The organism is Archangium violaceum Cb vi76 (assembly GCF_000733295.1).
In the GTDB taxonomy this organism is placed as follows: Bacteria; Myxococcota; Myxococcia; order Myxococcales; family Myxococcaceae; genus Archangium; species Archangium violaceum.
Window position 1 is genome coordinate 1 of record NZ_JPMI01000017.1, and the last position, 11856, is coordinate 11856.

The window sequence follows — 11856 nt, forward strand, 5'->3', positions numbered from 1 at the left end:
GGGCGGGTGTTCCGTGCGCGGAGTCGGGCCCGGTGGAAACCGCGTGCGAAGGCTTCCCCTCCGATGGCCACGCCGGTGCGGGAGGTGGTGCGAGCGCCTCGCGGAAGGAAACGCGGGGCTTGGGCCCGGCATGGGGTGGGGAGGCGTGAAGAGGAGTGCGTGGGGCGGGCGTTCCGTGCGCGGAGTCGAGCCCGGTGGGAGCCGAAGGCGAGGGACTCCCGCCCGACGGGGTGGTGGACTCCGAAGGAGGCGCGAGCGCCTCGCGGAAGGAAACGCAGGGCCGAGGCTCGGCGCGCGGCATGTCCGCGAACGCGGAGGAGGGAGCGGATGTCCGGGCGTATGCCCCGGCAGGATCCTGGTGGCCTTCTTGCGTGGGAGAGGGCTCCGCGGTGGCGGGGAGGGTGGACGGGCGCCCGGCGTGTGCCCCGGTCCTGGCCGGAGGGGATGGAGTCCGGGAGGGCGCTCCGGCCTCGAGCGGTTCCTCCGTGGAGATGGGGGACACCGCCGCGATGCCGCTCGTGTCGTCCGTACGCGGGAGCCGTGGCCACCGGGAGGGCGTGGGCAGGCGCTGCGCGGGTGGGACGTGCGCGACCTTCGTATTCGCGGGTGGTGCGGCCGGGTCGCGAGGTTCCTCCCGGCCGGAGTCGCGGGGCTGGTGTGGCGGGGGCTTCGCGGGCGTGGACCCAGGGGACGTGGCTCGTGCCATCGCCAGGGCCGGACCCTCGCCGGGCACGGGGCCGGAGCGTCCTCCCGAGCGCACTTCTCCCGAGCGCACTTCTCCCGAGCGCACTTCTCCCGAGGGGCCGCGCATCCGCTCCCGCCATCCGGCCACCGCCGCCGCGGTACCGGGCAGGTCGATCACCCGAGGGGCACGGCGGATCATCAGCGCCACCCCCAGCAGGGTCGCCGGCTCGAGCCCCAGCACCGCCGAATCCACCTCGGGAGCCCAGCGCCGCCACGGCGACTCCCCCGTGCCAACATCTGGCGCCTCCCGAGTCCCCGCTCCTGCCCGTAGCTCTCCGGGGGGCTCCACCGGGAGCTCCGCGCGTCCCCCCGCCAGTGCGTCCTCCAGGGCCCGCAGGCCGAAGCGCCGGTTCACCCGCGCCAGGAGTTCGCGGGCCTCTGTCTCACCCAGGCGCCGGAGGAAGGCCTCCGCGCGGCCCCACCGGGCCACCAGGTCCAGCGAGGCCGGGACGTACTCCGGTGCCCGCGTCCACTCCGCCACCAGCGCCCGGTACGGGTCCGAGCCGCGAAAGAGGCTCGCCCACCACCAGCGCGAGGCGGCCTGGCCGGAGCCCAGGTCGCTCGCGAGACAGGCGTACAGCTCGGCCGGGTCCGCGAAGACGACGGCCCGGGCCTCGCCGGGCAGGGCTCCCCCAACGGGCCTCGCCGCACGGGCGAGCCGCTCGCGCAGCGACTCCCGGAACGCCTGCTCCCACTCGGCCGGAGGGCGCGGCTCGTACCGGTGCAGGCGCAACGTGCGGGGCCTCGGATCCTCCATCCTGTGGATGCAGACGATGGCCGAGGGAGGCGGTCCTCCCGGAGAGAAGTCCAGGGTGCTCAGCAGCCCTTCCAGCCGCAGCCGGGCGGAGAGCGGCTCGCAGCCGCCGCCGCGCACGCGCAACCGGCCGATGACGGCTTCCCCGGGCCGGTGCCCCTCATGCCTCCCCATTGCGCCTCCGGCGCATGATGCCGAGCACGAACAGTCCCAGCGTGACGGCCCCCAGGGCTCCTCCGGCCTTGTTGCATCCCCCCTCCCCGAACCGCATGTTCCGCCAGGCGCTCCGGTGGGCGAGGTACGTGCCCGAGCCCGGTTGCGCGTCCAATTCCACGAGCACGACCTGCTCGGGATGTGACTCGTAGGCGTCGAGCTGCTCCTGCGTCGCCATCCATTCCCCGGTGGAGAAGGACTGGCTGCCCTCGGCGGGTATCGTCATCCGGGGCGTGGGGTTGCCAGGGGCGGGGAGGAGCTGCCAGGGGCTGTAGCCCTGGGCCGTGACGCCCTCGTTGGAGACGAGGAAGGTGGCGGTGACTCCCTCGGCCTCGGCGGCGAGCCCCGCGGTGCTCACCGAGGCGTTGTGGACGGTGGCCACGAGCCGGTTGGGCTTCTGGAAGTCGATCGTGCTTCCGGGGTCCTCCAGGGTCCGGATGTCGTCGGGGCCGAGGGACACGCCGCCGCAGCCCGTGTCCTTCAGGTACGCCCTGCGCCAGGTGGTGGGGGGGGCGGTGCTGGCCGGGCGCTCCTCGGCCTCCGGAGCTGGAGCGCCAGGCGGCCACACCAGGGCCACGGCCGGGTCCCCGTCCACGAGCACGGCGGCATGGAAGTCGAACTCCTCGACCCCGCCCAGCGCCAGCCCCTGTTCGGTGCGGGAGATGTCCGGCAGCCGGAGCTCGACGGTCCAGGCCTTGCGTGCCGTTCCGTCGCCAGAGGTGGCCATCCGTGCCTCGATCCACTCGGGATGGGCGCTGGGGGTGGCCTTGCTCCAGTCGACGGATTGGGGGGTGCCCGTGACCTTCCAGGCCGTCACCTCGAGGGGCGCCTTGTCGGTGACGCTGCCCACCCCGGGAGACACGGGGGAGATGTCGATGAGCCGGTACTGATCCGTCCCCACGGGGCGGAAGGCCAGCACGAGGGTGTCGTCCTGGTCGAAGCCCGAGTCGTCCTCCACTTCGAAGGAGAGGTACAGGTCCGAGCCCTTGCGCAGTCCCTGCATGGCGGCGTGGGGACCGCTGGCGGGGCCCTGGAAGACGTAACGGAAGGCGTTGCTCCACCCCACGTCTCCTTGCACCTTGCCGTCCAGCGTGGGGGTGCTCACGCCGCTGCCCGGGGGCGTGGTGGCCTCTGGGAAGCACAGGCGCTGAGCGAGCGCCCGTGCGGGCAGCAGCGCGAGTCCCAACAGCAGCAGTTTCTTCCAAGCCCTCATGGTGACACCTCCTGTGTTCAGGCCAGACGGATACGGTGGGACACCTCGCTCGCCACGCCGGGACGGCTCTCCGAGACGATGCGCAGCTTGAGCTCCGCCGTCGTGGCCATGTTGTCGGCGGACAGCCGGGCCTTGAGCCTGACGAAGCCCGGCCCCTCCACCGAGAGCCGGTTGCCGAACTGGAGGGAGATCTTCCAGTGGCCGCCCGGGTCTCCCTCCACGGAGGGCTCGAGGCGGTAGTCGCCGCGCTCCAGGAACTGCGCCTGGAAGTCCAGTCTGGCGTCACGCTTCCGGGGGTCCACCACCACCTCGTTTTCCTTCAGGGTGGCGCCCTCGCGCACGCCGAGCAGGGCGAGCGGGAAGTCCGCTTGCAGGGGAGGCCTGGCGCCCACCTTGAGGTGCTGCTCGCCCGAGGAGCCGCGGAGCTTGGGGTTGCGCTGGGAGACGGCTTCCAGCCGCAGCCGTGCCGAGGAGTCATCGGGCAGCTCGGGGGGAATGGTCAGCCGGACGCGGACCTTTTCCGAGGTGCCCAGTGGTGCCTGCCCCTGGCCGATGAGGAGCGCGGCGGGTTCCAGCACCTGCTCCTGCTCATCCACCACGCGGGCGCGCCAGGCCGGCTCCACGAGGGGGGTGAAGGTGAAGGTCTCGTCCATGTTGGTGAGGACGGTGACGGTGTAGATGAAGTCGTAGCTCTGACCCGCCTTCAGGATGTGCACCTGGGGTGCGCCCGTGAGGCTGATCATCACCTGGCCCGTGGGCTCGGCGGGCGCCGCGGGGGCGACGATGACGGTGGCGGAGGCGAAGCCCAGGGGGTTGCTCACGGTGAGCTGCACCGGGGTGCTCTGCTCGCCGAGGCCCGGCAGGGGCTTCACGGTGAAGAGCAGCTGCGTGTCGCTGCTGCCGGGGTTGAACTGCTCCACCCGTTTGCCCGCCAGGGTGACGACGTTGTTCATCGGCAGGCCGAAGTTGCGGCCCACCAGGCGCAGCTCCTCGCCCACCCGCACCGGGACGGTGGGAAAGATGGCGGTGATGGCCACGCCGGCCTTGCCGCCGGGCAGGGCGGACTCGAGCTGATCCAGGCGCTGCTCGTGCTCCTCCAACTGCTTGAGCATGCTGTTGAGGAGCTCGGCCGTGATGAGACTGCCGGGCTCGATCTTCGAATACGGTGGCGACATGCGCGTGTCCCTCGTGGGTTGGGTGTGGAGGGCCTCACCCCGCCGGCGGCTCCTCGCCGGGCCTGGGGATGGCAACATGGGCGTACTCCGCGCGCGCGACATCCGCCCGCGCGTCGCCCCGGTAGGGCAGGTGTCCGCTGGCGAAGACGAGGTAGGGCTGTACGCCCTGGCCCTCGGACACGGCTTGCTGGTTCTGGCGGATGAGGTAGACCCAGAGGAACTCCCGCGGGGCCGTCTCGGGGTCCCGGGCCAGCTCGATGGGGGCATGGGCCAGGGATTGGCGCAGCAGTGGCTCCAGGTGGTCCCCGTCAATGACGTACTGGCGCCAGGGGATTCCCTGGAAGAAGGTCTCGGCGCTGAAGCCCTTGAAGGAGCCGAGCTTGAGCGGCAGCACGCCGGCCGGCGGCAGGTAGTCGAAGTACTTCGTGGCCCTCACCTTCTCGGGAGCGCTCATGTCCAGCAGCGCCTGGAGGTGCTCCTGGAACTGGAGCAGCACGGCCTCGGCCTCGCTCGCGCGCCGCTCGCCCAGCAACGGGGCCCAGCGCCCGGTGTGCTCCACGCGTGTCGGGCGGCGGCGCACCGCGCCCATGTCCATGAAATGGATGCCGAAGCTCTCCTGCCAATAGAGGAGGGCCAGCGGCACCTCCTGGTCGGTGAGGGCGTCGGGCCGCCGGTGGTCATCCAGCAGTCCGTAGCGCTCCGGGGGGTTCCCGAAGGGGTGGACGAGTGCGCCGAGCCGCCGGGGATCCTTCGTGCCGAAGCACAGGTGGGCCACCTGGTTGCGCAGGCGTGGCGCCTTGGGGTCGGGCGCGTCGAACTTCAGCTTGAGCAGCCGGAAGCGCACGCCCGCGACGCGCTGCTTGGCGTTGCACGCCGGCTCGTTGGGACCGAGGCCGCTCACGGGCGCCCGTCCCACGTAGCCCTCGTCCGGAGCGAGGGTGAGCAGGTACAGGCCCGTGCCCGTGACGGAGAGGTCCGCGGATGGGCGGCAGTCCTGGAAATCGCCCGAGCCGGTGGTGGACACGCTCCGCGGTTTTCCGGCCGGGCCCAGCAAGACATCCACCGCGTCGCGCAACACGAGCGCCTGGCCTTCGCGGTTGAGTGCCAGCCCGGGGCCGACCTTCACCGAGAGCTTCGCCGTCGAGTTCGCGCCGAGCGGCGCCGACACCTCCAGGCCGTGGACGATGCCCTCGCCGACGGAGCGGCCCAGCAGCTTCAGCCACTCCCCGCGCGCCAGTTGCTCCTGGCGCAGATCCTCCCCGGACAGCAGCCGGCCGTTGAAGAAGTGGGTGGAGAGGATGCCGTCCTCGAGGTACGGCGTGTCGAGCCGGACGCTCATGGCATGCCTCCGAGCGGGAAGGTGCTCACCTCGATGATGAACTCGAGCTGCTCGATCTTCTTCGCGGCCATGGGCTTGCCGTTCGGCTCGAAGACCCTGACGACGAAGCCCTGCTTCATGTAGCCGCAGAAGATGACGGTGGGCGGCATCACGGCCTCGCAGCCCTTCGGGAGCACCTTGACGATGTAGCTCTGCCGGAACTGCGGATCCTCGTAGTCCTCGAAGGTGAAGACGACCTCTCCGTCCTTGGTCCAGAGGGCACGCAGGTCGCCGTAGGTGTCCTCCCGGCCGGGCTCGTCGATGCCCTTGACGACGCCCGCCGCGACGACCTCGTAGACGGGAGGGGCGGGTTTGGGCTGTGGCTGCGGCGCCACGGGAGGTGCTCCCACCGGGATGAAGAGCCCCCGGAGCAGCCACTCCTGGAGCAGACGCAGGCTCAGCAACAGGGGCCGTTGCTCCTCGCTCAGGTGCACCTGCTCGGGGTCGGTGGTGGCGAGCTCCCAGGTGCCCTGCTGGCCGCCCTCGAGGATGAAGGGCAGGTCCAGCCCGGCGAGCAGCACCACGTCCTCGACCTTCTTCGCCTCGTCGCTGGTGGGGCGCGCTTCCGGCCGCAGCTCCGTCACCCAGACGCGGAAGGCCGCGCGCAGGTAGGCCTCGAGCTCCCCGGGGGGAATCACCTGCTTCTTCGGCGGCGCGGGCTGTTCCTTCCCGCCCCACTGCGTGCGCAGCGCACCGAGGAATTCATCGAGGGTGGCGGGCGTGGTGCCTGCCGCGAGGGGGTTGGGCTCGAGGTGCAACTGGAGCCACCGCATGAGCTCGCGGATGCCCTGCTCCTCGGCCTGCTCGGGTGGATCGAACCGCAGCTCCAGGCGGAAGCCGTCGGTGAGGCGCGATGGCGCCATCACGTCATCCTCGGAGCGGCAGGGCTCGCCGGGAATGGGAACCTTGTCTGTTTCCAGCTCGCGGTAGCCGAGCACCACGTACAGCCGCAGGGCCGCCACGTTGTCGGTGTCGGAGCCCTCCATCTTCCAGATCCGCTTCTGCACCTCCTCGGAGTGCGCGGCCAGCCAGCCATGGAGGGAGGCGCACTGGGCGGGCGTCACGCGGATGAGCTGACCACTGGGACTCACCGCCACGCCCGGCGCCACCATGACCTCGAGCTCGGGGGGCTCCTTCTTGTCCGCCTTCCTGCACTGCACGGCGAGTCCCCACGCCGTCCCGTACCCGAGCAGCTCGCGCACCAGCCAGCGATCCCGCTCGGAGAGGTAGGAGAACTCCTGGGTGAAGTCGTCCTGGCCCAGGACCATGCCCAGCACGTAGTTGACGTGTTTGGTGGGATCCGTGGACTTCGTTGGCACGGATGTGGACGCGGATCCGAACGTTGCGCTCATCGGAGCTCCCCTCCAGGGGTGGAATGGTGTGTGAGCTGATGACGCCCGAGCTCCCATTGGCCGGCGGCGGCGTGTCCGGGTCTCGGGTGCAGGAAGGCCTCCGCCAGGTGAGCGCGTCCGAGCACCACCGCGCGCCGGGCCTCTGGCGCGCGGCTGCCCAGGCTGACGGGGGTGTTCACGCCCAGGCGTGCCTCGCCCACGCGGAACATGGCCCAGTAGAAGCGCACGTCGAACACGGTGTGGGCCGGCTTCTCCAACTCCACCACGCGCCGGGCCCGGGCCAGGAGCGTGTCGAGCTGCTCCTCCGTCACCTCCCGGGGCACGGGGATGAAGACGGTGAAGCGGTGCGCGGTGGCCTTCGAGGACCGGGCTCCGCGCGCGGAGCGGAAGTGCTCGTCGATGCGGATGGGGGAGCGGAGGGGATCCTCCTGCTCCTCGAAGAGGGAGGCGTCGGGCCGCTCGTCGAGCGCCAGCCGCAGCGCCATGCGCAGGCCCCGGGGCGTGCCGCGCCACTGGAAGAAGGTATGGGCGTGGCGGATGAGGAGCCGGCGGCGGCGCTCCTCCTTCTCCCAGGCCGGGTCGAACGCCAAGCCCAACCAGCCCGCCAGCCACTCCAGTGCCTCGGCCGGGGCGCTGCGCGCGTCGAAGAGCACCTGCGCCGCGGCGATGCGATCCTCGATGGGGGTGAGGATGCCTTCCAGGTTGGCGAGGAAGCGTTCCAGGAAGCCGACCGAGTCCGAGTCCTCCCGGTAGATGGCGGGCAGGAAGCGCTCGGCGTACGAGGTGCGGGGGTAGTACGCGCGCAGGGCCCGGAGGCGAGGCGTGACGCCGCCCGTGCCGCACAGGGTGAGCTCGAGCTGGAGGTAGCGTCCGCGCGGGTGCTGGAAGAGCAGCTCCCAGGTGCCGCGGTGCTCACCGGAGACGCCAGGCGCGAAGGGGAGCTCCGGGCCGGTGGAGCGCAGGTAGGGCTCCGGCTCCTGGGAGAAGGGCGTGTTCATCAACTCCAGTGGCGTGTCGGCCGCGCGGCTGCGCACCTGGACGGAGGTTCCCGGAGGGATGGAGGCGTCGAGGAAGAGGCGGTGCCAGACGCAGCCGGGCTGGCGGCCATCGAGGCGTTTGGGCTCGGTGAGCAGGACGGCCTTCTTCTCGTAGCGCGGGAGCCGCTGGGCGACGAGCGGGATGAAGCCCCCGTCCATGTCATAGAAGAGCCGCCCCTGGGCGCTCACCAGGGCCCTGCCTTCGAACAGTCTCATGGGCAGGTACTCGGGCAGCGGAGTGAGGCGGGCCTGGCCGCCGCTGAGGTCCAGGCTGAAGACGAAGGCCTGGTTGCCGTCCACGGCGACCACCGCGAGCCGGCCGGGCTCCCCGCTCCTCTCCGCCGGCACGTAGGCGAAGTCATGGGCCTGGAGGGTGAAGGCGGCGCCCTCCTCGAGGATGTCACCCAGGGACAGGGTGAGGACTTCCCCCGAGGAGGCACCATCCCGGTACACGAGGACCTGGCTCACCTGGAGCAGGAGCACGCGTTCGTCCGGGAGCGCTTCCAGCGCGATGAAGTCCTCCGCTGGCGGCAGCTGCGTCGCGTCTCGTGACGAGAGCGCGGGGAAGACGAAGGGGCGGCTCCCCGTGAGGGGTTGCCCGCCCACGGGCTGGAAGAGCTCCTCCGCTGGCGTGTGCTGGGGGTTGGCGCGCACCACGTTCATGCCCGCGTCCAGCCTCCAGTAGCAGCGGTGGGCCCGGTCGAGCACCAGCACTCCCCCCTCGGGCGTGGGCGCGAGATCGAAGGGGGCGAAGGGCACCTCGGGTGGCCAGCGCAGCTCCAGGGGCGGGCCGCCGGCATGAAGATCGAAGACGAGCAGCCCCGCCGGTGCGTGGGTCCCCACCACCAGGTAATGGTGCGGGGTGACGGCCAGCCCGCCGAGGCGCTGCTTCGTCGACGCCGGAGGCGCGCACACCGGACCGAACTCGCCCGGGGCCGCGGCGGGAGGCGCTGCCGGCGGCTCCACGGACCAGAAGACGCTGCTCTTCCCGGAGCCGCTGGACTGCACGCGGATGGACGTGCACGCATCATCCACCCAGTACGTGTTGCCGAACTGATCGCGCCCGGCGCCACGGCGCTCCTCGGGTTTCACCGCCGCCGGCTGGGTGGATGTCCCGGGCGGGTCCTCCACCACGAACCGGTACAGCCGGGGCCACAGGATGAGCTCGGAGCGCTCGCCATCCCATTTCACCGGTGGCCGCACCGCGCCGTCCCCCTTCCAGAGGGTGTTGTCCGGGTCGTTTCCCTGGACGTAGCAGCTCGCCCAGTCGTCGCGCCCGAGCAGCAGGTGATAGCGGGTGCCGTTGGCGTCCACGTTACGTGCACTCCTCGGGAATGGCGGGGACGGGCAGCGGAGGCTGCGGGGGAACGGGAACGGGGATGGGGCCGGGTGTCACGGGGGGGGGTGGAGTCCGGCTTCTCCAGGAGGGGCGCCTCGCCCGCGACCACGACGAGGCTGGCCACGCTCGGTAGCTGCAGTTTCTCGAGCGGCACCTCATTCAGCTCGCCGCTGTCCGTCCGGGCCAGCCGTACCTGTCCCCAGGCCACGCCCTTCACCCGGCTGACCACGGCCTCCAGCTCCGGCGCCACCACGGACCGGCGCAGCGGCCAGCCCCGGCGCGCGTCGGGTCTGTCCGTGTCCGGCTCGGGCAGCGGGGACAGGAAGTCGCGCAGGGCCTGCTCCACCGCGGTGCGGACGGAGACGAACGTCGCGCCGGCCTCCAGGTTGATGCCCACGGAGAGCCGCAGGGGGACGAACTCCGGCCGCCGCACGAAGATCTCCGTGGTGACGAGCCGCCGGGGGGCCAGCCAGCACGCGACCGCGTCGAGCAGGGGATCCGGCCCTCCCGGCGCCGGGGGCGGCTCCGACTCGTTCCGCGGAATGACGACGACGGTGACGGCGCCGGCGTCATGGCCGGGCTCGTTCGACTGCGGCTTGCAGGCGGGCAGCACCTCCACGCGCCCCAGGTTCACGCCCGGCGTGCGCGAGGTGATGGTCTCGAAGTCCTGCTGGCTCACCAGCCGCTCGCGGTGCTGGAGGTGGCGAGGGAGCTGCTTCTCCCCCTCGGCCACCGTCTCCGCGTCCGCGCCGCCCCAGGTGGGCAGCGGGTTGGTGACCTTGAGGCCGGCGGGCAGCGTGGGGGCGCTGGTGATGGTGCCCGCGTTCACGTTGCCCGCGCGGCCCACGCCATGGTCATAGTCCACACGCAGCTCCGCTCCCCTGGGAGGCCGGGCCCCGTGCACCCCATCGCCGAAGCGGAGGGTTCCCGACTCGGGATCCACCGCGAAGACCTTCACGGGCGCGTCAGCCGGCGGCGGGGTTCCCGGGGGCTGGCGGGGATCCACCACGGCCACCTCTGGTCCCGCGGCCGCCAGATCGTCGAGCTCCTCCCACGGCTCGGACTTGCCGTTGACGGTGACGGTGAGCCGCACGCTCCCGGGCAGCACCGGCGCCCGCGCGAGCTTCACCTGCTGGTCCGGCTCGCCGGTGCCCGGGGGCAGGGGCTCGCGGCGCACCTGGGCCCGCTGGCTCACCTCCGAGACATTGAATCCCACCCAGAGCAGCCTCAACCGGGCGGGCGGGGGACTGGTGATGCGCAGCCAGGTGATGACACGCCGCTCCTGATCCTCGTCCTCGAGCAGGGGCGGGAAGTCGCGGATCCCCTTCTCGAGCGGCTCCAGGTCGAACCACGAGGTGAGATTCTCGCTGGCGGCGGGCAGGGGCACCTCGATGACCGTGGGCTCCGTGGGCACGTTCTCGCTGGCGATGGTGTCGTAGCGTGCGTTGCGCTTCTCCTGCTCCTTCGGAAGGGCACCCGGGGTGGGGAGCTGCACGAGCAGTTTCAGCCGCGACTGGGGGTTCTCCAGTCCGCCCGGGAGCAGCCGCGGGCCGGCTTCGTCGGCGCTCCTGGCGGGCACGAGGCCGAGGCTGAGCGTGCGGCCCTTGAGCTCCTCGCGCACCTGCTGGAACTGCTCCCTGCCGTAGGGCTTGTCCACCGGGCGCAGCAGCAGGGCCACCCAGAGGGAGTTGTCGATCGCCTCGGTGCTCAGGTCCACCGGAGCGCCGGGGCGCGTGGGGAAGGGGGTGGTCCTGTACTGGAGCAGCTCGGGTGGGGTGGCCTGGGTGCGGAAGGAGGCGTAGAGCTGCTCGTAGTACTCACGCGTCTCGGGCGGGGGAGTGACACGCTTCTTGTAGAAGACCCGGGTCTCGATGGGCAGCACGTCCAGCGCGCGCGTGGTGCGGAAGGGCACCTGCCCCGCGTGCATCTCCACGCCCTCGCCGAGCGTGAAGACCTGGAGGGGTCCCCGCTCATTGGAGAGGGTGACGAGCCCCCGCGCGGAGGTGGCCGGTTGCAGCGGGAGGCCGAGCAGGGAGAGGAACTTCCTGCGGTTGCGCTCCGGTATCTGGTTGGCGCGGTAGAGGAGGCTCTCCGTCAGGAAGGCGAAGAGCTCGATGAGGGTGACGCCCGGGTCGCTCTTGTTGAAGTTCGTCCACTCGGGATTGTGGACGGGGATGCGCGCCAGCGCCTCGTCGAGCAGCTCCTGGTAGCGGCGGATGTCCAGGCTGGGGACGCTCAAGGGCATGGGGGCTCCTATCCGGCGAGCGACACGCCGACGCTGACGCGCTCGAGCGCCTGGGTGGCGACGAGCCGGTAGGTGATGGTGGCCACGGCGGTGCGGGCATCGGCCGGGTCCGCCTCGACGGTGACGGACTGCACCTGGATGCGGGGCTCCCACAGCGCCAGCGTCTGGGAGATGCGCTCCTCCAGACGGTGGCGGGTGGCCACGGTGTTGGGCTCGAAGAGGAAGGTGCCCAGTCCCCCGCCGAAGTCGGGCTGCATGATGCGCTCGCGCTGCTCGGTGGTCAGGATGATCTGGATGGACTCGCGCACGTTGCGCTCGCCCTCGGACCAGCGCAGGCGCCCGTCGGGGCCCACCCGCGGTGGGAAGCCAATGCCTCGTCCCAGCAGACTTCCGGCGTCCATGGCTC

At 71.6% G+C, this 11856-nt stretch carries 7 protein-coding genes and 1 pseudogene; all 8 read right to left on the reverse strand.

The window, feature by feature from the left end:
• Positions 1 to 1672, reverse strand: a pseudogene (locus Q664_RS62020) (hypothetical protein); the annotation flags it as partial.
• Positions 1659 to 2924, reverse strand: coding sequence for a hypothetical protein (locus Q664_RS03215; protein WP_043389748.1), 1266 nt, complete (start codon positions 2922 to 2924; stop codon positions 1659 to 1661). The pseudogene Q664_RS62020 and the gene Q664_RS03215, both read right to left, overlap by 14 nt.
• A 17-nt stretch (positions 2925 to 2941) precedes the next feature.
• Complete coding sequence (locus Q664_RS03220; RefSeq protein ID WP_043389749.1) at positions 2942 to 4099, reverse strand: IPT/TIG domain-containing protein; 1158 nt, start codon at positions 4097 to 4099, stop codon at positions 2942 to 2944.
• Positions 4100 to 4133: 34 nt separating this feature from the next.
• Positions 4134 to 5438: a hypothetical protein gene (locus Q664_RS03225; RefSeq protein WP_043389751.1), complete on the reverse strand. Its 1305-nt coding sequence runs from the start codon at positions 5436 to 5438 to the stop codon at positions 4134 to 4136.
• Positions 5435 to 6796, reverse strand: coding sequence for a hypothetical protein (locus tag Q664_RS03230; RefSeq protein ID WP_152621885.1), 1362 nt, complete (start codon positions 6794 to 6796; stop codon positions 5435 to 5437). Before Q664_RS03230 ends, Q664_RS03225 begins: the two co-directional genes overlap by 4 nt.
• A gap of 29 nt (positions 6797 to 6825) precedes the next feature.
• Positions 6826 to 8529, reverse strand: coding sequence for a phage tail protein (locus Q664_RS62580; RefSeq protein WP_326938660.1), 1704 nt, complete (start codon positions 8527 to 8529; stop codon positions 6826 to 6828).
• A gap of 524 nt (positions 8530 to 9053) precedes the next feature.
• The gene (locus Q664_RS03240) at positions 9054 to 11450 is read right to left on the reverse strand and encodes a baseplate J/gp47 family protein (protein ID WP_052517614.1); all 2397 of its coding nucleotides are present in this window, start codon (positions 11448 to 11450) and stop codon (positions 9054 to 9056) included.
• An 8-nt stretch (positions 11451 to 11458) separates the two neighbouring features.
• Entirely contained in the window at positions 11459 to 11851 is a 393-nt protein-coding gene (locus tag Q664_RS03245; RefSeq protein ID WP_043389754.1) for a GPW/gp25 family protein, read from the reverse strand.
• Positions 11852 to 11856: the final 5 nt, after the last annotated feature.